General features: G+C 40.1%; 21 protein-coding genes. 11 read left to right on the top strand and 10 right to left on the bottom strand.

Going from position 1 to position 20,545, the window contains the following annotated elements; translation table 11 throughout:
* Nucleotides 1-604 precede the first annotated feature (604 nt).
* From AACU32_RS27670 to AACU32_RS27645, 6 genes are all read left to right on the top strand, one after another.
* Entirely contained in the window at nt 605-1,222 is a 618-nt protein-coding gene (locus tag AACU32_RS27670; protein ID WP_096604354.1) for a hypothetical protein, read from the top strand.
* Between the two features lie 53 nt (nt 1,223-1,275).
* On the top strand, nt 1,276-1,749 hold the full coding sequence (locus tag AACU32_RS27665) for a hypothetical protein (protein WP_339378325.1): 474 nt from the start codon (nt 1,276-1,278) through the stop codon (nt 1,747-1,749).
* A 130-nt stretch (nt 1,750-1,879) separates the two neighbouring features.
* Entirely contained in the window at nt 1,880-2,119 is a 240-nt protein-coding gene (locus AACU32_RS27660) for a hypothetical protein (protein WP_096604353.1), read from the top strand.
* Between the two features lie 471 nt (nt 2,120-2,590).
* Nucleotides 2,591-3,625 carry a ComEA family DNA-binding protein gene (locus AACU32_RS27655; protein WP_096604352.1) on the top strand — a complete coding sequence of 345 codons (1,035 nt, stop codon included), beginning with the start codon at nt 2,591-2,593 and terminating at the stop codon, nt 3,623-3,625.
* A gap of 172 nt (nt 3,626-3,797) precedes the next feature.
* Complete coding sequence (locus AACU32_RS27650; protein WP_096604351.1) at nt 3,798-4,232, top strand: ferritin-like domain-containing protein; 435 nt, start codon at nt 3,798-3,800, stop codon at nt 4,230-4,232.
* Between the two features lie 101 nt (nt 4,233-4,333).
* A complete protein-coding gene (locus AACU32_RS27645; RefSeq protein ID WP_096604350.1) occupies nt 4,334-5,299 on the top strand; it encodes an FTR1 family iron permease in 966 nt (321 codons plus the stop codon).
* Nucleotides 5,300-5,619: 320 nt separating this feature from the next.
* On the opposite strand, the gene AACU32_RS27640 is transcribed toward AACU32_RS27645, so the two are convergent.
* The 5 genes from AACU32_RS27640 to AACU32_RS27620 all read right to left on the bottom strand — a co-directional run bounded on the left by AACU32_RS27640 (nt 5,620) and on the right by AACU32_RS27620 (nt 11,962).
* A complete protein-coding gene (locus tag AACU32_RS27640) occupies nt 5,620-6,546 on the bottom strand; it encodes an ABC transporter substrate-binding protein (protein WP_096604349.1) in 927 nt (308 codons plus the stop codon).
* A 459-nt stretch (nt 6,547-7,005) separates the two neighbouring features.
* On the bottom strand, nt 7,006-7,665 hold the full coding sequence (locus AACU32_RS27635) for a molybdenum cofactor guanylyltransferase (protein ID WP_096604348.1): 660 nt from the start codon (nt 7,663-7,665) through the stop codon (nt 7,006-7,008).
* A 27-nt stretch (nt 7,666-7,692) separates the two neighbouring features.
* A complete protein-coding gene (locus tag AACU32_RS27630; RefSeq protein ID WP_096604347.1) occupies nt 7,693-8,076 on the bottom strand; it encodes a VOC family protein in 384 nt (127 codons plus the stop codon).
* Between the two features lie 142 nt (nt 8,077-8,218).
* Complete coding sequence (locus AACU32_RS27625; RefSeq protein ID WP_096608203.1) at nt 8,219-10,294, bottom strand: DUF255 domain-containing protein; 2,076 nt, start codon at nt 10,292-10,294, stop codon at nt 8,219-8,221.
* Between the two features lie 474 nt (nt 10,295-10,768).
* Nucleotides 10,769-11,962 carry a clostripain-related cysteine peptidase gene (locus tag AACU32_RS27620; RefSeq protein ID WP_096604346.1) on the bottom strand — a complete coding sequence of 398 codons (1,194 nt, stop codon included), beginning with the start codon at nt 11,960-11,962 and terminating at the stop codon, nt 10,769-10,771.
* Nucleotides 11,963-12,184: 222 nt separating this feature from the next.
* Between AACU32_RS27620 and AACU32_RS27615 the strand changes: the two genes are divergently transcribed.
* Nucleotides 12,185-12,667 (top strand): hypothetical protein, encoded by a 483-nt coding sequence (locus tag AACU32_RS27615; RefSeq protein WP_096604345.1) that lies wholly within the window; start codon nt 12,185-12,187, stop codon nt 12,665-12,667.
* Nucleotides 12,668-12,753: 86 nt separating this feature from the next.
* Here AACU32_RS27615 and AACU32_RS27610 read toward each other — a convergent pair whose 3' ends face one another.
* The gene (locus AACU32_RS27610) at nt 12,754-13,557 is read right to left on the bottom strand and encodes an LmeA family phospholipid-binding protein (protein WP_096604344.1); all 804 of its coding nucleotides are present in this window, start codon (nt 13,555-13,557) and stop codon (nt 12,754-12,756) included.
* 245 nt (nt 13,558-13,802) lie between these two features.
* Nucleotides 13,803-14,000 (bottom strand): NblA/ycf18 family protein, encoded by a 198-nt coding sequence (locus AACU32_RS27605; protein ID WP_096604343.1) that lies wholly within the window; start codon nt 13,998-14,000, stop codon nt 13,803-13,805.
* 721 nt (nt 14,001-14,721) lie between these two features.
* Between AACU32_RS27605 and AACU32_RS27600 the strand changes: the two genes are divergently transcribed.
* Both AACU32_RS27600 and AACU32_RS27595 read left to right on the top strand, forming a co-directional pair.
* Entirely contained in the window at nt 14,722-14,865 is a 144-nt protein-coding gene (locus AACU32_RS27600; protein WP_339378324.1) for a hypothetical protein, read from the top strand.
* A 212-nt stretch (nt 14,866-15,077) separates the two neighbouring features.
* Nucleotides 15,078-15,896, top strand: a complete 819-nt coding sequence (locus AACU32_RS27595; protein WP_096604342.1) for an SDR family NAD(P)-dependent oxidoreductase — start codon at nt 15,078-15,080, stop codon at nt 15,894-15,896.
* A 229-nt stretch (nt 15,897-16,125) separates the two neighbouring features.
* Here the strand turns inward: AACU32_RS27595 and AACU32_RS27590 are convergent, their stop codons facing one another.
* Nucleotides 16,126-16,527 (bottom strand): fasciclin domain-containing protein, encoded by a 402-nt coding sequence (locus tag AACU32_RS27590; RefSeq protein WP_096604341.1) that lies wholly within the window; start codon nt 16,525-16,527, stop codon nt 16,126-16,128.
* 430 nt (nt 16,528-16,957) lie between these two features.
* Between AACU32_RS27590 and AACU32_RS27585 the strand changes: the two genes are divergently transcribed.
* Nucleotides 16,958-17,128 carry a hypothetical protein gene (locus AACU32_RS27585; protein ID WP_339378323.1) on the top strand — a complete coding sequence of 57 codons (171 nt, stop codon included), beginning with the start codon at nt 16,958-16,960 and terminating at the stop codon, nt 17,126-17,128.
* Nucleotides 17,129-17,724: 596 nt separating this feature from the next.
* On the opposite strand, the gene AACU32_RS27580 is transcribed toward AACU32_RS27585, so the two are convergent.
* The gene (locus tag AACU32_RS27580; RefSeq protein ID WP_339378322.1) at nt 17,725-17,880 is read right to left on the bottom strand and encodes a hypothetical protein; all 156 of its coding nucleotides are present in this window, start codon (nt 17,878-17,880) and stop codon (nt 17,725-17,727) included.
* Nucleotides 17,881-18,374: 494 nt separating this feature from the next.
* Between AACU32_RS27580 and clpP the strand changes: the two genes are divergently transcribed.
* Nucleotides 18,375-18,980 carry an ATP-dependent Clp endopeptidase proteolytic subunit ClpP gene (gene clpP, locus AACU32_RS27575; protein WP_096604338.1) on the top strand — a complete coding sequence of 202 codons (606 nt, stop codon included), beginning with the start codon at nt 18,375-18,377 and terminating at the stop codon, nt 18,978-18,980.
* 286 nt (nt 18,981-19,266) lie between these two features.
* Here clpP and AACU32_RS27570 read toward each other — a convergent pair whose 3' ends face one another.
* Nucleotides 19,267-20,130: a hypothetical protein gene (locus AACU32_RS27570; RefSeq protein ID WP_096604337.1), complete on the bottom strand. Its 864-nt coding sequence runs from the start codon at nt 20,128-20,130 to the stop codon at nt 19,267-19,269.
* Between the last annotated feature and the right edge of the window lie 415 nt (nt 20,131-20,545).

Genomic DNA, 20,545 nt, shown 5'->3' with positions numbered 1-20,545 from the left:
ATGATTCTTTATGAGATAAATTTTTAGGCTTTTAGTGTTGAATTCACAAGGCTTTCCGAAAATAAATGGGTAAAATTTGACATTAAAATCCGAATCTTGTATGGTATCCTTTATGAAGACTTCACATTAATCAAAAAATATAATGTTTAGGTAAAGCTAGACAGCTAACCTATCAGAAGCTTTAGGTGCATCCGACAATCCAAATCAAGCAAATAATATAGAAGCTTGAACACAGGGCATCTATAAGTTATCAACTAATTTGCACGACCCAAGCAGATATGCGAATCGCAGAAAAATTAGTTGAGAAGTTCTCGGAATTGTTGGGATATCTGCTTGATAGCAGATGTATCTTAGCAATCAACTGAGTTATTCAGAGTAATTCTTTTTAGGAACGATAGTACTAATTCAACTATCTGTATCCACAATTTTTGATGCGATGAAAGTTTCTCAAGATGCAAAATAACAAGTAATTAAAGCATAAATATTCCACATTATTGCCCACTATTGCGCACAAAAAGTTTAGTGGCATAATTTCCTATTTTTTTCGCGATCGCACCTATATCTCTAGAAATTCTGCAAGCATTTTATCATTGAGGTGTTCCTAATGACATTCGATTCAGACGCTAATTCAGTTACCAGTGATTTACCTAAACAATTAGATATTGCCACTGTTTGTATTTACGGGCTGAGTATCTTATCCGCTGGTTTATTCCTGTTTTTACCACTAGTAAATTTATTAAGCCCTAGCCCTTGGCAACGTTATATGGGGGCTATTCATGGAACAGCAGCTTTGCTTGCAGTAGTTGTCATTGCTTATGCTGGACACATGGCATTTCCTTTACTGCGAGGAGTGGGCAAAATCTTACCGCAAATGCGTACACTCACTTTTTGGGCTACTTGTCTATCTTTTCTCGCCATTGCTTCTGGTAATTGGGTTTATATGCGTTACCGAGCGCCTATTGGTGGTGCGCGTGCTTGGTTAACTAAAAATACACCTTTAGTGCATTATCTGTTCATGGAGTACCACGAATTTACAGTGTTATTTACATTTCCTTTGGGAGTTGCTTGTACCTGGATTCTGTGGAAATATGGCGACTCAATTCTCGAGAAAAAGAATCGTGTAGTACTCAACGCCACTTGCATTGGCTTAATGGCAATGATGTTCTTTGCCATTGGCGGTTTTGTCAGTGGATTGAATGTAGCCAGAATACATACTTTGTAATAAGTTTGTCAGCTAAATATCAAACAGAATTACGTATTTGGAGGTTATACTCAGTGGTTGAAAAATTATCGCCAAATTCTCAATATCTGCCGTTATATGTGCGGGTTTGGAATCGCTTAAAAACTTTCCCCAAAGGATTAGCAACAGGTTCTCAGACATCACCTAATGTTTCAGGGCCAGCCGCCGCCGCATTAATTAGTGCAGCATTTAGTTGCTTTATCTTAATGGTTAATCAACACTTTACTTCTGCCTTTAAAGCGTGGGATAAAATTGTTTGGAGCCTTGGGCATTGGATACCAGGTAGTCAGAATGCTAATCCTTTATATGGTGAAATTGGCAGCTATTCTGGCAAAGAAACTGTGATGTTAATTGCCTGGTTGTTTAGCTGGTTAATACTCAATAAACTTTGGCAGAATAAACAGATTAAAACTCGAACGATATTTTTCTGCTTATTTTGCTTTATGGTGGCGGCAACTGTTATGAATTGGCATCCTTTATTCCCCTACTTACCTTTAATGCCAACGTGATTAACAGTCCTAAATCTTTCATGTCAAGTTAGATCCCCGACTTCTCTAATAAGTCGGGGATCTGGGAACAGCAAATTTGCTCAAAGACTTCTAATTTTTTAATTCATCACAATCTAGGAGGAATGGAAATATGCAAACACAAAAATACAGCCTACAAATTAGAAAATTACACCAATATGTTTTGGCTATGGTGAGTGTTTTGATTTTATTTGGTATTACTTTTCCCATAGCTTGCTGGCGAGTTAGTCAAAGTCATAAATATGGGAATGCTGCTTTGAAGTCACTATCCTGGGAAGAACCCCAACGGCCTGTATCTTCCTATACCTCACTTGCTCAAAATGACAATCAAAAGACTAAATCTGCTAAGTAAACTATTTTTCTCATCAGGACTCAAGTATTGTATTTTGTGATTTCTACTTGAGGGTGTCAATAGTCAATAGTCATTGGTCAACAAATTCTAGACTGTTGACTGTTGACTGTTGACTGTTGACTGCGCCGCACTGAAGCTCACTCGAAGCGTTGAGTGTTGACTGTTGAGAATTTCTCTGCATTCAGCTTTTTGCCATCAAGTCTCAATATTTAGAACGCCTTAAAAAAAGCCTAATCGCTAGTGATAGCTACTTTAGCCTTTTTGGATGGGTGTTTCTGGCTTATATACTTAATCAAGCCTAGTCAATAAATTAAAAAAATTGTTAAATTCTAGTTAATATTTTTCAGCTAGTTGATAAAGAGTCGCATTATATGCGAAAGTACAATCTATGACGAATTGTCAAATGAAACTACTATTCGTAGTTTGAGAAGTGGCAATTGCTATCCACCGAAGTCATTCCCAAGAGCACAAATGATAAAATATCGCTATATCTGTTTAACTATTGCTGCTGCTGCCATAGTTACTTTAAGTTCCTGTAACAGTACACCCAAAGCAGAAAATCCAGCTACACCATCTGCTAACTCTACTGCACAGGTAACTGAAGCTACGACTCACAGCAGTCACGGTAGCAAAGCGAAAATTAACATCAATAATGCTATCTTGTCGGAGTTGGATAAATTTGAAGCTAAGTTAGGTGTTCCTGCATTATCAAATAAAATTCAGGCAAATCGACCATACGTCAGCCCAGAAGATTTAGTAAGTAAAAAAGTTATTACTCAAGAACAGTTCGATCAAATCAAAGACATGGTGACTGTTCAAGAAGTTGTACTTACTGGTGAGGCTAAAGATGTTGACTATATGACAAAGCTGGGCTTAATGAAAGGACATCTTTTAGTAGCTAAAGAACTTTTGGATCAAAATCAGCCGAAACAGGCTGAACCTCATATAGGACATCCGGTTGAAGAGATTTATGTAGATGTAGAAGAGCAACTAAACGAGCGGAAAGTCAAAGAATTTAAGACAACATTGGTGAGTTTGCAAGATTTAGTCAAATCTAATCCCAAGAATGCCAAGGTCAAAACTAATTTTACCTCTTCAGTGCAAGCTGTTGATGGAGCGATCGCCACTTTGCCAGAAGCCCAACGCTCAAAACCGGGATTTGTCCTCCAGGTAATCAACGGATTGTTAGATGCAGCCAACTCAGAATATGGAGCTGCGATCGCAAATGGTAAAATATCTGCTGCCATAGAATATCAAGACTCCCGTGGGTTTGTCGTCTATGCTAATGACTTGTATAAAGGTATAGCTAGCCAAGTAGCGCAAACAAGTCCCGAAGCCAACAAAGCTATTGAAGCGAGTTTTGCTGACTTGTTAAAAGTTTGGCCTGCGGCTATCCCACCTGCTACGCCAGTGAAAACCCCTGAGGATGTCACCAAACTAGTAAAAACTATTGAGCAAAACTCTCAACAAGTAATAGACAAAACTAGCACCCAAGCACAACAATAACAATTTGCCTAGTTTGGATATGTAAACTGGAGTTTAAAATGGGTGAATAGTGAGGAAATAGTTAGGAGCTAAAACTGAAGATAGTCGCAACTTTTAACACTTCAAAAAAGTATAACTTCTAACTTATTACTCATTACGCTACATTCGTAACCTTTGCTTAACTTAACAACTGATGCAAGAGCTTGACCACAAAAAAACCATCGACCTATTGAATGCGATCATGGAATTTGAGCTAGCAGGGGTAGTACGCTATACCCATTACTCCCTGATGGTGACTGGACCTAACCGCATTCCCATTGTGGCCTTTTTTAAAGCACAGGCCAGCGAATCTCTACTCCATGCTCAACAAGTAGGAGAAATTTTAACTGGATTAGATGGACATCCTTCTTTGAAAATTGCTGCAATGGAGGAAACTCACCAACATTCAGTCAAGGATATCTTGGCTGAAAGTTTATCTCATGAAAAAAAGGCATTGGATTTGTATAAAACTCTCCTAGAAACTGTTACCAATGCCAGTATTTATTTAGAAGAGTTCGCTCGTGGCATGATTGGTCAAGAAGAGATGCATAATCTTGAATTGAAAAAAATGTTACGTGATTTTAGTTAATAGTCAATAGTCATTAGTCAATGGTCAATAGTCTATATTTTGACTGTTGACTGTTGACTGTTGACTGTTGACTTTGGACTGTTGACTTTGGATTATTAAAAATGAATTTTAGTACTGCCTTACCTACGTTTGTCATTACACTCCGAGAAGGAGTAGAAGCAGCCCTTGTTGTTGGGATTGTGTTAGCGTTACTAAAAAAAGGCAAACAATCTCGACTTAATTCTTGGGTATATGCTGGTGTTGGTGTTGGTATTGTCATCAGTGCCCTAATAGGTGTACTTTTCAGCTGGGTAATTCAAGCATTAGGAGCAATTAATCCGCAATACACCTCTGTGGTTGAGCCGATGCTAGAAGGTATATTTAGCGTCTTAGCGATTATCATGCTCAGCTGGATGTTGATTTGGATGACTCAACAAGCCAAATTTATGAAAGTTAATGTTGAGGGAGCCGTCACAGAAGCGCTGACACAAAAATCAAATGCAGGTTGGGGCGTTTTTAGCTTAATTTTAATTGCTGTAGTTCGCGAAGGTTTTGAAACAGTTCTATTTATTGCTGCCAATTTTCAACAAGGATTTATGCCTGCTTTAGGTGCTATTGGTGGTTTATTAACTGCGGTAGCCATTGGCGTAATGTTATTTAAATGGGGTATCAAAATTAATATTCGCCAATTTTTCCAAGTAATGGGCATTTTATTAGTTTTGATAGTTGCTGGTTTAGTAGTTTCTGCTTTGAAACACTTTGACGAAGCTGTGGCTAACTATGCCCTTAGTAGTCGCGCTACAGAAAACCTTTGTTTTTATTACGAACGCTTTACTAAAGTTCATTCTTGTATTTTGGGGCCAATGGTTTGGAATACTTCTAAAATCTTGCCCGATGAACAGTTCCCCGGCGTTATTTTCAAAACTTTGTTTGGCTATAGAGAAAATCTCTACGTTGTACAAGCTGTCGCTTATTTAACATTCTTGCTGACTATTGGTGGTACTTATTTGCGCAGTATAACTGGTGCTTCTCCTCAAGAAATCAAAAATATTCGTGGGCAAAAACCGATTACTCCAGTAAAAGATTAGAGAGAGAAAATAAGCAATTCAAAGTCCAAAATAAAAATTGCAATTAGGGTGTGTTATGCCGCAAGCTAACGCACCTTTTTATTGAAGCGATAAATCAATACGGTTCTGTTAAGGCTAAAACGCTTTTAAGTAGCTCAATCTAATTAAATGCCAAGGACGCAGAGAGAAGAAGAAATAGAATAAATTAATGCTTAACTGAACTTTATTGAGCGATAAATTCATGATGAGGGATTTACAAAAAATAAATTACCCATATTCCGTAGTGCGAGCATCTTGCTCGATAAATGAATATCAGCGAGCGAGACACTCGCACTACAAATTTATTGGGTTTTTAAAAAGTTGGATGTCCCTGGTGCAGATAAAACTTGCGTTAATTGCTGACAAGTTTTTTGAATTGCATCAATACTACCTGGATTTACCAGCCCATAATAGTCAAAAGTATAAACTCGATTATTTTGGGTAGCTTGGAGTTTTTGCCAAAAAGCTTCTTTTTTCAAAGAGTCTAAAAGTTGTGGGTCAGCATTATTTACCACTATTAAAACCTCTGGATTTGCTGCCAAAACTTTCTCGGCTGAAAGCGTTACATAACCAGCGATGGGACTTGTACCTTGTAATTCTGCTACCAAGTTTTTTACTTGAAATTTTCCTAGTAAATCCCCAGCCCAACTATTTTTATTCGGGGCTAAAATTGGTTGACGACTTACCAATACTAAAGTTGAAGGACTCTGAGTTGATTTAGCTGCTAAAAAATTTTTGTAGCGATTTAATAAAGGTTGGGGATCAGCATTAATTAACTCAGCTAGTTGTTGAGTTAATTTTTCGAGAGATTCCCAACTTTTAACTTGCGTAAGAATAGTAGAAATCCCTAATTGCTTTAGTTTTTCAATCGGTTGATTAGAAAAGCCTTCCGCACCAATAACTAAATCTGGCTGTAATGCAATAATTTTTTCTAAATTAGGTGGGCTTTGTCCTTCACTCACGCGAGGAAGATTGGCAAATCTTGAGTCATCTTTAAATAATTTGCTACCAGTAATACCTACGAGCTTTGTTTCATCGAGTTGATAAATAATATCAGCCGCAAGGGATGAGAGAGCCACAACTCTTTTAGCTGGTGCTTTTGATAATTCTTGAGTGTTAGCGTTTGTAGGTAATTTTGTTAATGGCTGCTGAATAGTTGCAGTGTTACAAGCAGCCAATAATATACTCAATAAAACTCCTAAAGCAGATAATATCCAACGACGAGGCATATTAAAATCCTTGATGAATGTATACGGGACAAATAGTAACCTCTGCACCCGATTATCGGATTTTTATCAAATTGGTATATTATACAATTTTTCACAAGAAAAAAGCGAGTAGAAACACCAGCCAAAATCCATGAGGAAGATGATGACTGTGTTACTCGCTAGGATCTATACAAGGCTTATTGAGAAATCCCTATATTCAATATAGAGGAATATTTGCCTAAATTATTATGTTTAATAAACAAATTTTTTAATGGTTTCAATAATTTTTGGTATATTTCAATTCATCAACAATTCACATGAGGTTTAATTTCTTATTTGTCTTTTGGTAAAAAATGTAATTTATAACACAGAAATAAGCGTCTTTGTAGAGCGCAGTAGTGAGGAATTGTTAAGTAAAATTAATGGTAAAAAATTAAGTTAATTTCATTCTTTAACCTTTGAATAAAGTCTACATAAAGTTTATTGATTCTCAGCTAAATCTTCAGGGGTATTACAGTTAAACAACATTTCTGGTTCTAGCACTGGTAGAACTTGCACAGGATGTTGTTTGAGCCATTGTTGAAACGATCGCCCGCCTTGATTGATAAACTCTAATAGTTCCGGTAAACAGCGACGGCGGTAAAAACCACATAAAGGTTCCCATCCTTTTGGATGATGAGCCAAAGCTGCGATCGCATCATCTCCCACACTATCAAGCCTAGCAATCCATTCTTGCAACACCTGTACCTTTAAGTTAGGCAAATCGCAAGCCAGCAGCAGCACCCAATCAGTTTGTACCTGCGCCAGTCCTTGAGAAAATCCCACAAGTGGGCCGTGGGATGAGGGGGACAGCGCCTCTCTTCGAGACGCTCCGCGAACGGCTCCGCTCGGCGACCTGGGATGAGGGGTGAGGGATAAAGGGATTTCTTGGATAAATTGACAACCAGGTAGAAGCAAGTGTTGATAACGTTCTGGCCAGGGAGTGACCACATAAATGGTATCAGCACAAGCTTGAGCAATGTTACAAACACGCTGTAGCAATGGTATTCCTTGAATTGGAATCAAGGCTTTATCTTCACCCATCCGAGAACTTTGACCACCTGCTAGCACAATAGCAGTGAATTCGCTGTTGGTATTCATCCTCACCTGAGTTAATTAGGGTGGTCTTTATAGGTTTTCTGGCTCATAAAATGTAATGCATACGCCAGCTATATCAGTAATCGTAAACTCTTTCATTCCCCAAGGTTTTGTGTGTAACTGGCCCTTGGGATGAATCATTTGTCCGCCTTTTGCTTGGAATTCCTGATACAGTTGCTCAATATTATCAACTTGGATGCAACAGGATGTCCCTTGTGCAAGATGTTGATCGTCATTCCTTAGCAAAAAGATTTCTGCACAGTCGCGTTTGACAATTACCATCTTGACTGGATCACCTTCTTTATGTACTGTTTTAAAGCCAAGCTTTTGTTCATAAAAAGCAATGGATTTTTCCATATCGCTACCCGCCGGAATCATGGGGCTAATATTTTTCAGTACAGGTTGTTTATTCATGGTTATAGATCTGCTTCTATCTCAAGGAAACTAGTACTGCTATGCGTAAGTCAAAAATCAAAAGGTTGGTGAATTAAGCTTTTCAGTTCTTTTTGATGGTAGCTTTATTTCTGCATTGCTGTACTAGCTTGTGTTCCAAACATCATCCTCTACTCTGACTCTGCTGCACTTGTTGCCACAATTGTTCTACACTTTCTGTTGGTGCAAGGCATTTCAAACCTTGGCAAACTAAGGCAATGCTGTTTTCTGGTAAATTTGATACTGCTGCAAATACTACAGTAGGCAAGTATTTTGGGATAAGTGACTTGATTTGCTCAGTATTACTCCGAATTATGGTTGAGTTTCGATACCAATCCAAAGCCGTAAATAAACTGGGACAAGCTTGAGCAGCACGACTCATGACACTCTTAAAAGCTTTTAAACCTTGTTCGGCTAAATCTAGATAATGCAGATTATCGGTGAGTAAGGTGAGACGGACAAGATTTGCGATCGCAATTCCGTTGGCTGAGGGTGTAGCATTATCTACATAACTGCGTTCCCGGACAATTAAATCTTGGCTAGCATCAAATGCGGCGTTGTAGAAGCCACCTAATTCTACACTCCAGAGGAATTCGTTAAATTCATCTTGTAATGCGATCGCTTTTTCTAACCACAATGAGGCGGAAGATTCATTTCCCATCCCCAAAGCAGCTTGATGTAAATCTAGTAGCGCTTTAATAAAAAAGGCGTAATCTTCAGATTGCGCTAAAATATGGGGTTGATTGTCATAATTGAGTCGGTAAAAACGCCCATCGACAAACTGATGCTCCAAAATGAAGTTTGCCGCTCTGGCTGCTATTTCCAAATACGATGGTTGTTGAAATACTACCGCCGCCCTTGCTAAACCGGAAATCATCAAGCTATTCCACGCCACAATCATCTTTGTATCTGTGACTGAGGGAATGCGTCCCGGCCAGTTATAAGTTTTCGCTTCTTGATTATTGCGAGCCCGGGGGAAAGTATCTAAAGATTCAGGTGTTGTCCCGTAGCGTTCAGCAAATAACTTGCATAGAGACACTTCTAAGCTTTCACTTAGTTGCCCCTTTTGTAGCCTTTGCAACACATTTTGCCCTTCAAAATTACCGCTAGGGGTAACAGTAAATTGCTTTTGTAATTCTGCGAGTTCCTCAGATGTGAGCAGTTGGGTGAGTTCGCTGTAACGCCAAACGTAAAAAGCTCCTTCCTCTGGTTCTGCGGCTGTGGGTTCGGTGAAACTATCAGCATCTTGGGCTGCATAGAAATAACCTTCAGGAGCAGTCATTTCCTTTGTGAGCCATTGTACAGTTTTGGCGATCGCTCTGGCAAATGCCGGTTCTTCTACTCCTGCACTCCACAAATTCGCCAGATACTCGACAATTTGACCATTGTCGTAAAGCATCTTCTCAAAATGCGGTACTGTCCAAGTATGGTCAACCGTGTAACGGTGGAAACCACCACCCACATGATCGTAAATACCACCCAATGCTAAATCTAGCCCACGCTGGGTAACAACTTGTGCCCCATCATAGCGAGAAGAAAAATTTAACCGATTTAAGCGCAATACTAATTCCCCATAGGGAATCATCGGGAAACTATTCCCAGATTGATTAGGCGTAAGTATAGCTGTGCAAGTTTCCCAGCTTTTGCGGAGTAATTCATTTTCTGCAACATCCTCAGCCGTACCATCTTTTAACACAGCCGAGGTAAGTAATGCTTCGACCATGACAGCTTTGCGCTGTTGCAAATCATCTTTTTCTGTATCGTAGTAACGCCGTAGCGCTTGCAGCACTTGTAAAAACCCCGGACGACCGTAACGTGGATCTAAAGGAAAATAAGTACCAGCATAAAAAGGTACTAAATCGTCTGGAGAAAGAAACACATTTAAGGGCCACCCCCCCTGACCACTCATCATTTGCAAAGCTTGCATATAGATGCTATCGATATCTGGTCTTTCTTCCCTATCAACTTTGATAGGGAGGAAATTAGCATTCATGTACTCAGCAATATTGAGGTCAGAAAAAGCCTCACCTTCCATGACAGTACACCAGTGACAACTAGAGTAGCCAATAGAAAGAAAGATCGGGAGATTTTTTTCCCTTGCAGTTGCGATCGCTTCGTCACCCCAAGGCCACCAATCAATAGGGTTTTCTGCGTGTTTCCGCAGGTAGAGACTCTTTGCTTCAACAAGACGGTTAGTCATGATCGGATAGGAGTTAGTTGGCTTCTTTGCCCAGTCTATCGCTCCAAAGCCTTCACCTTGAACCCGATCGGGAAAAACTACTGTTGGTAAGTTCGTAGTTAGGACTTTAGGGACTTGCAAATAAAAAAATATTCCAATCATCAATTTACCAAGCCCGTAACTCGTAGGGGCGGGGTCACCCATTGGTGTCAACTTAAGTCAAAACGCTTATTCCACAGGCATTTTACCCCACCCCTCAATCCCCTCCCCTTGCCAAGGGGAGGGGCCCCTTGCCAAGGGGAGGGGAAGTTTTGCGTCAGCAAAACTGGGGTGGGGTAGCGCGGATCTTGGTGGTACGTGATTTTGTATCAAATCATATCCAGGCAAGGGTTTCACGTTAAGTTGACACCAATGGGGGTGACCCCGCCCCTACAATTTGGGATAATTTATTTCTTGGAGTTCCCTTAGTCCTAATTACGAATCTCGGAAAACTGATTAACTGTGAAGTATTTCTTTGTATAAGCCGACCAAATCAACTCCTTGATAGAGAGCCAGTGAACTGTATTGAGAAATAGCCTGTCTATTTTCTGGAAGATATAAACTAAGTCCACATAATTTCTCCGCAGCCTTATTTTTTAAACGCCGTCTACTATAAAGCTGTCCACCTGTTTGATAATGAACAATAACTGATGATTTGAGAAAATCAGCAAACTCAGTAAATGCATTACTAGCTTGATTAATATTTTTTGAAAGATACTCAAACAAAGTCAGCACATCACAACACTGCTCACCAAAATAACGGATAGTTGAGAGCTTGGACAAATCAATTGCTTGCGAATCGTTGGTCAGAAGTATTTGAATCAGCCGTGAAAGCTTAGCCGGGATATGTTTAACTGCTTGGTTGTCTACCAAAGTGAGTGTATGATACATATCAGCACGTTCAGATTCTATGATTGCGATCGCCGCCTCATATCCACCAAGCGATGGTTTATTTAGTCGTTCGAGAAAGCCTTCATAGTAATAATTTGGCGCACCAAGCCTCAACTGAGATGCAAGCGTATATCGAGCGCAATTCCTGGTTTCGTAGACAACTTCCAGTGTAGCTTTATTGCAGTTTTGAAAGAAAAGTAGCTCCACTCTGCCCTTAGTAGCCTGATTAAACCGACTCACTGCATTGGCAAATTGATCAACTCTAATCCATGTGCGTGTTGGGTTGCTCGAACCGTGGTCATCAGGACTAACTTCGTTAACTTTACCAGCATGTCCCACAACGATAACTGCCCAATGTTTTGCATCAAAATTTTGATATGCCCAGTCAAGGTATGCTACGAATGCTGATATGTCGCTACTATCTTCACCTGCGTTCACGAAGTGTGCCGCAGGTATCGCAATTTCCTCTGTCACACCCTTAATAATGCTACGACGGCGCATTTTCTGATCGCCAAAGTAGTCAGACTGAACAACTACTACTGCTGCTGAGTTTTTTGTCCCTGTTTTCAGCATTTCAATAATTGGTTCACCAAAGTCCACAAGGTCGTTATCGTAGGGCATCCAGTATAAAATTACCCAATTATGACGTAATTTAGATTGGGATAACTTAGGAATCATGGCAGAGGACTTACTGCTGATAATTCCAGCAAAACTGGCAGAACCTAATGTAAGATAACGACAGAAATATCTTCGTTTCATTGTTAAAGGCAGAAATATATATTTGGGATTTTCAGCTATTGTATTGATAAGCCCCTGACTTTAGGCATGAGGTCAATCTAAAATCCAAAATTGTTTGACAAAAACTCCACCCAAAAGAGGATGGAGTTTTTTATTGATAAATTTGCATTTATTATTAATCAACTTTCGTAATAAAAGATAAAATTTATTTAATAGAGCAAAATTAATAGATTAGATTTTTTTATGAATACCCAGGAATCTGAAACAATTCAAAACCAACAGGAGCTAGATTACAAAGCCTTGTTAGCCAAAGCAAAGCTGGCTTTAAAAGATCAATACCAGAAGTCAGCCGTTTTAGCGTCACAACTGCAAGATATAAAAACGCAGTTAGAGCAAGTTCAAGCTGAAAACAAAATTCTCAGAGAAAGTTCCTATGAAGATGTAATTAAACACTTTGAGGCGCGCACCCAAGCAGCAGAAACAAGAGCGCTCAAAACCGAAGTGCGCCAACACTTCCTCGAAGCCAATGGTTGTCAGGATGACGAAAGCTTTGACACTTTATGGGAAACCATTAAGAATCAAATTCAAATCCAAGACGGTGAGGTGAAAATCATTTCTAAAAATGGTACACCTAAGTTCACCTTCACAGGTAAGCTATTGAGTTTGAAGGATTTTGTTAAATCCCTCAAAGATAACCCAACCTCGAGAAAATTTTTCTTGGACTAGTGCTTCACCACATAATTTCTGATGAGTCGCGGATGTTCAGATCCCCGACTTCTTCAAGAAGTCGGGGATCTCGCTGATCCTCAAAATTATTGCGATGAACTACTACTGGGGATGCGTTCAATTTGTGCGTAGCCAGTGAAAATTAACTTTTTATCTTGAGTTTCTAATCGATTGAGCCGCATAGTGATGCCATCAAGATCAAAGCGATCCAAATCCACCATGTGATTTAAAATTTCAGCTAATGCGGCGCTCAAGGTTTGAGAAATTTTCCATTGAGATTCTGGCACGGTATCTGCTTCAAACTTCGGGTTACAGAATACAAGCCTGCGACGCCGTTCAATAGCTATGGTTGCACTTAAGCTAATCGGCACGATTTCGCCGTTGCTGAGATCAGCCTGAGCTAAAATCCTTACCCCATTATTGGGTAACAACTGGAACTGGATACCTTCAAATGAGACGAACTCACCGCCAGAAATGTCACTTAAAGCAGGCAAAGAAAGATTTTGCAGCCGCTTTATCACCAGTTCTGCGTTAAAAGCTTGGTTAATACCGGTTTCTGATAAGGTAACTTGGGCAATAGCTTGGGTTGGTTGCTTGAGAGTCAGTTTTCCTCTCAAAACGTTGCTGAAATCAATTACTACAGCATCCGTCTGGAAAGATAATTCTTCGGCTCGGAAATCTTCGCGAATAACCAGCCCACGCCCACTCATTTTGAAACTATCGATGCTGCCTTGCAAAAGTTTACTCGAAGGATGGCATTGGACAAAGACTTCTACCGACTCGCTTTGAGTAAATAGGTAGCGAATTGTTTTGCTAGCAACGGTGTTAAGTAAACGCTCTCCCCAATCACCGTCAGTAGGATTGGATGAACTTGTCAGGCTGTTAAACATAGAGATTTGCCTCCGCAAAACTTCTTCGGCTTAATTATCAACGCCTCTGAGCTAGGTGAAGACGTACTCCAGTAGTCATGCTAACAAGCTCTTACCTCGTTTTTTGTTTTTGTGAATCAAAAGTCAGATGACTAGTGAAGAATACACATAGGCTAGGCAATGCCCAGCCTACTATACAATTCAGCTTCAAGTGTAAGGAATTTTTTCAAAATCTCAAACCAGATGGCTATATTTGCTTCTCAACTTTACCCAGAGAATGCACCTGAGTCTAGTTTCCACTCCTGTTTCAGCAATTCCTTGTAAGCTGTTTCCTGTATCAACATCTGCTCATATAGTTTGAGCAAAAATGCCTGGGCTTGTTCAAGAGACATATACTGCACTTGGTCAGTAAAGCTTCTCAGGCTAAATTCTTGTTCTAAAGATAATTTTATAGGCTGATTCATCGCTGGCTCCTGCGCCCAAATTGGGCGACAACTAGAGGGTGAATGCTGACTAATATTCGTTTGAAGCTAATTTCTTCGCTGATGTCGGTAAGTAATACTCATTAAGGTATTGGGCGTTTCCTTGTTTAGTGGTTTACCGCATGAGGTCAACAGTTGTATGTAGTTATGTTAAATACTATAACAAAATATTTACAAAATGGAGTCTGCTGGGATAAACGCCTAAGCAAAGACAGATCATTTGCGATTTGACTTATATATTGCGAGTTGCCGTATTTTTGGGCTGAGTGCTATCAAGTACATTGCTGAGCTTGTGGCGATCGCTTTCCCATCCTGAAGATGCACTTAGGCACTAGATTTTTAGTCGCAAGGTTCAAAAGCTGATTGTTGAGGGGTGAGAATCAGACACAATTTTTGAACATCATCAAGTTAAAATCTCCGTAGCCAATACTTTTTCTCATAGTTTTTCTGACTGAATAAAAGAGCGTAAACCAGTTAGAAGCTATTCACTGTAAAGATAGATAAATATTTTTAAAATTGGAATAAAATACCTTGTTTCTGAGAAATTTGTATAAATAGATTACAAATTGCGGTTTCTGTAAAGAACTTTAGCAGATAATTGATCCCCCTGCTAGAGTGTGGTAGTGGAGTAATTCTGGTTAAGACTCGTATTTAGGAGATACCCCTAAGTCCTACATCCATCTTTTCTATTTACTGATTGCCGATGCCAGAAATGCTTGAAAGTATTTCTCAGACTGCTTTATATCGCCTGAGAGGCACAATGGTCGAGAAATATTTTGATTACTCATTTGATAAAGCTTTGGACTATTTCAGCCTGTTACTTACCAACCGTTGCTATTTTCAGTAACACTCAAATTTTACTTAAGACTACCCGAAAAAACGGTCTCAGAGTTGTCAAAAAGTATAGGCTTTCAAAGCCAAATTTCTGAGCAATGTCTTACTACCAATGGTTTATTTTTTGTCTTAGTGCGTGCCGAAAAAGCTTCACCTGCAACAGAAACTTTTATCTCAACATTGGCATTCAACGCATTGAAAACTCAACTTTAGAGGCTTGATTTTATGAACATTCAAGGAAAGATAGCTCTGGTTACCGGAGCGAGTCGGGGAATTGGGCGTGCGATCGCTGTTGAACTAGCAAAACAAGGAGCGAAACGTCTGCTGTTAGTAGCACGCGATCGCCAACAGTTAGCTGAAGTCGCCATTGAAATTGAGGCGCTAGGTGTGGAAGCCGTTATCTTACCGTTGGATCTAACTCAGTTAATAGAGGTGAACATTGCATTAGCTCAAGCTTGGCGAGACTATGGCCCAATTCATCTACTTGTCAACTGTGCTGGAGTAGCGCACCAAGTTCCCTTTTTAAAGTCCCAACTATTACAGGTACAGGAAGAAATCAACGTTAATTTAATTGGAATGTACACTATTACTCGCCTAATTGCCCGTCGTATGGCAGTACAAAGAGAAGGCAGAATCGTTAATGTTTCCAGCTTAATGGGTAAGGTGGCAGCACCGTCAATGGCTACCTATTCAGCCACTAAGTTTGCGATTTTAGGTTTCACCCAAGCCTTACGTGGTGAATTAGCAGCACATAATATCCGAGTCATGGCTTTACTACCTTCTCTAACTGATACCGACATGGTGCGAGATTTACAGTGGTTTCGGTGGGTAGTACCGACAACTCCGGAAAAAGTAGCTCACGCACTGATTACCGGACTACGTAAAGAATCCCCGGAAATCTTAGTGGGATGGCAAAGCTATTTAGCAGTGTGGTGTAACCGTATTGCTCCCATGCTGCTGGAGATGCTTTTAATGATGGCATCTCCCATATCTAGGGATGGACAAAAGCGCTACCAAAGGTTCAAAAATGCTCACGTAACCTAATATTGCTGTAACTCAAAAAAGTACATTTCAAAGTGTGAATTTAGATTCAGATGAAAAAGCAAGGCTCCAGAAACAACAAATTCCTGAAAATTATATCTAGATAAATTTGTTGTTAGCTGAAATAGAATGCTGTGAAAATTTAGCTAATAAAATACATCCAAACAGCAGTGGGGCAGGGACTATAAAAAGTCCTTGCCCCACATATATTGTTCTCTATCTAAGCAATTGCTTATGCAGGAATCAACACGGTATCAATAATGTGGATAACACCGTTATCAGCAGCAACATCTGGTGTTGCGACAGTGGCATCATTTATCTTCACGCCATTAGAAGCGTCAATTTTCACATCAGAACCTTCAACTGTAGTAGCTGATTTCAGCTTAACTACTTCACCGGATAATACTTTACCTGCAACGACATGATAAGTCAGTATTTTCTTAAGTTTTGGGATGTCCTTAAGTAATCCGTCTACTGTACCTTTTGGTAGTTTAGCAAACGCTTCATCAGTAGGTGCAAAAACAGTAAATGGGCCTGCACCTTTGAGAGTATCTACGAGATTAGCGGCTTTGATTGCAGCAACTAGGGTGCTGAAAGATCCAGCATTAACGGCAGTGTCAATAATGTCAGCCAAGGTTTTTACCTAGTGTGGTGTAATCTATTAATCACTATAGCCTACTTTCTCAAAAATAGTATCTACCGTTACAGATTCACTTTCTTACTTTAATTGCCTTGAATATAATTACCGAATGGTTTTTATACCTAAATAAAAATAAAAATCATCATAGGTTATTAAAAAATGTCCAAAAAAATACATGATAATTTTATGTGTAGTAAGATGATAATCATAGATAAGAATTATAAAAATCACATTTGATTTTTGAACTGACTCGTAGAAGTTTTTAAGTAGGTCAACCAAAGAAAACGTAAGATGTCATTGCGAGGAGGAACGACGAAGCAATCCCAGTCCACAGCGATTGCTTTGTTCCTCTCTTCGAGACGCTGCGCGAACGCAATGACAAAAGCATATGATATTTATTTAGGTTGAGCTACTTAACAGGAAGATGGCAGTAAACATTGCAGGTAAAGAATTAGGTCTTTTTTTAAAATCAAACCGAACTCTTCTACATTTTTTTATTAAACCTCAAAAAAGTATTATTCAAATTATCGACCGTCAATCTCCACAAAATAAAAAATTAATCACTGGGCGCTACATAAATTCATTAGCAATATAAAAAAATGAAAAATCTTTATTTGGGATATTTTCAACAGGATGCTAGGATGGGAATGCATTTCTTCGCCTCATCAGAGGACATAGTTTACGCAGAGATTAAGAGGCTATATCCCTATAGTCAATCAGCGAATATTAAGATTGAAATTATTTTGTCAGGCTACAGAGGGATTTATGAAGATTATTCAAATTTCCCCAAATTAGATTGATTGGTAAGTGCGATCGGATTTCCATCTCGTGGCTCTGGGATATACAACGTTTTTTAGGTAAATGTATTACACAGGTAAGGGACATCCAATTTTTTAAATACCCAATAAATTTGTAGTGCGAGCTTCTCGCTCGCTAATGTTAAAAAGCGAGCAAGATGCTCGCACTACCGAATATGGGTAATTTATTTTTTGTAAGTCCCTAAGGGCACAATTATTTTTGTTGTCAACAAGAAATCTTGTATAAAAACGAGTTGCCCCTTTAACTAATCTCGCTCACGCTTGATATTGCTAAAGGGGCAATTGATTTTGTAGTAGCCATATTAGTCACTCAGCTTAAGAAGCCTCAAGTTTAGCGAATGCGAAACCCATGCGCAGTACTTTACACATCTTGTTACCGCACAGAAGAAAACAACGAGCTAACAATTGCGGCTGGTGTTTCCGGCAAAGACATTGCAGCCTTTGTCTGAACTTTAGTATTTGGGCTAAGTCCGGCGATTAAGTGGAGTAAGAAAGTGATAATGGCGGCTTGCACAAGTTTTTCCATCATGGCAGGTCTCCTTCTCGGTTGACAGCATTTCTACATAGATTAGTTACTCTAACTACACCCTGTACTATTGCATTACCGGAATTTGATCAATATTCCGGATAATTGCTCATAGCAATATTGAAGAATTGTTGAAAAAGTTACCAACACCTGACAAAAATCCACTAGCTAGATGGATGTGTTGATAACTTTGTTCACCACATTACAAAGGTTGTGCAGCAAACCGGGAAACTTCCGGGTTAGTGAGCGTGATTAGGGGATACCTGTTAAGACGCATACTACGGACAAAAAGTGCCCGGTCAAGTGGGGAGGGGGGACAAGGAAGACAAGGAGAGAAGTCTGAGCGCCGGCGTCCGGCGATCAGAACTTCGGGGGGACAAGGGAGTGTGGGGAGTTTTCTTCCCACACTCCTCTCTTTGCCATCTCTTCCCAATGCCCTTCGCCACAAGCCCAAAGACAAAGGATAAAATGGATTTAAATAGCTACAAGCAGGCTGCATGATTCCTATAGTCATTGAACAATCGGGTCGCGGCGAACGCGCCTTTGATATCTACTCACGGCTGTTGCGTGAGCGGATCATCTTTTTAGGACAACAGGTTGATAACTCCATAGCGAACTTGATTGTTGCCCAACTACTATTTTTAGATGCTGAAGACCCGGAGAAAGATATTTATTTATACATCAATTCTCCCGGTGGTTCGGTAACGGCTGGTATGGGTATTTTTGACACTATGAAGCATATCCGCCCGGATGTCTGTACCATTTGTACCGGATTAGCTGCTAGCATGGGCGCTTTCTTGCTCAGTGCGGGTACTAAAGGTAAGCGGATGAGTCTACCCCATTCTCGGATTATGATTCATCAACCTCTAGGCGGCGCTCAAGGACAAGCAACTGATATTGAAATTCAGGCGCGGGAAATTTTGTACCACAAAAAGCGCTTGAACGACTATTTAGCCGAACATACAGGTCAACCCCTGGAGCGCATTGCGGAAGATACTGAACGCGACTTTTTCATGTCGCCAGAAGAAGCGAAAGACTATGGCTTAATTGACCAAGTAATTGACCGTCATTCTGCTGGTAGCCGTCCGATGGCTGTTATTTAGTCATTAGTCAATGGTCAATGGTCATTGGTCATTGCTGATTTAACCCCCCTGTAACTTTCTTCGCCACCGAGGAAGGAAAGTAAAGGGGGGTTTTCCTCATGACAAATGATATCAAGTCCGGTTAATTAGTTATACTTCCCACAATCATTGCACCCCACCCCCAACCCCTCCCCGCAAGCGAGGAGGGGAGCAAAAGCGTAGCTTTGGCGGGGTGGGGTTCTTGGAGTTTTATAAGCAATAAAGCGGACATCATATGACAAATGACAAATGACTCTTGACAAACTACTCAAAATCCTGCTACTGGGTCTGGCTGAGACTGTAGGTATTGAAGAAATGAGTGTAACTCTTCTTCGCTCAGCAAAGTTCGTCCGATTTTACCATAGGTTTTTTTTAGGTACTCCCTGCCCTGTTCTGTTGTCCAGCCTAAACGCTGTAGTTCGACATCTGTTTTCGCAATCACATCAGACAAATCTACAGGTTCACTCTTCTTTTTTTTCTTACTTACCGCTGCCGGTGTGGCAACATCTTCTGATGAACTCTGGCTACGGGGTGTAAAGGGGGTGACATTACTAGGAGTAATCCCTGATAGTGATTGATTTTCCGAGCTTTTACCGAAAATTGTCCCTAAATTATCGCTCTGGGAATCAAATTGACTGTCCAGTTCACTAGTTGTAGAGAAGTTGTGATTTAATTCCTGGCTGTAAGCAGGGCTTTTACTGGTGCTAAGAGTGTCAGGAGGGAAAAATTCGCGATCGCTTTTTACAGTATCAGCAGTTATGCTTTGTCCCTGAGATGATGGGACAGATGCTTCTTGACTAATGACAAAATCCCTTTCTTTAATTGGCGAATAAGCTCTTTCATCAAACCCACCTGTGATGCTGACAGCAGGTTTAGTCTGTACCTGTGCTGTGGGTTGGGGAGAAGATTTCCCTGTTGCTTGAGGCGCGTTTGCTATTCCTAAAACCATCAGCGCCCTAACTCTGGCTTGGTCTTCTGCTGCTTCTACTGTTTCTGCTGCGGCTAAACCAGTGGCGCGGGTGACACCTTCAATTTGCACGCTAGCACGAACTATATATTTTCCTTGAAAAATTTGCACTAGCTCAGAAATAAGACTACCTTTGGGATACAAGCTCTGGAATTGAGCCAACATAATACTGCCACCAATTTTAAGTCTGTTGAATAAAGGAGGTTGATACTAACTATGTATACAAGCTAGTACCGCTGCCGAGTCAGCCAAAAGTCAAAAGAATTGTATTCTTTTGCGCTGGAGACTTTGTCAAATGATATGTTGATTTCCGGCATGACGTACTACGAAATCATATTTTCTCCAGCCTCAACTTCTCAAGCAGCTTGGCTGGAGTTGAAACTTTGGCTCATAGTCACCAACTTTGCCATACCCTGATGGATCAAAGTAATGTTCGCTCCTCACTCCTGTGTCCCGATTGTAGCAGTAGCTCTTTTGCGAGAACATTTTTGGCTACTAATGGCTAAATCTGAGTAGTATCGCCTGCAATGCTATACTAATTACCCAATTCGATATGCAGAACTATTTCTTGGAAGTGCGC

This window comes from Calothrix sp. NIES-2100 (genome assembly GCF_963875285.1).
Lineage (GTDB): Bacteria > Cyanobacteriota > Cyanobacteriia > Cyanobacteriales > Nostocaceae > Aulosira.
Note: the sequence above shows the minus strand (reverse complement) of the source record. Positions and strands in the feature narration are given on the sequence as shown.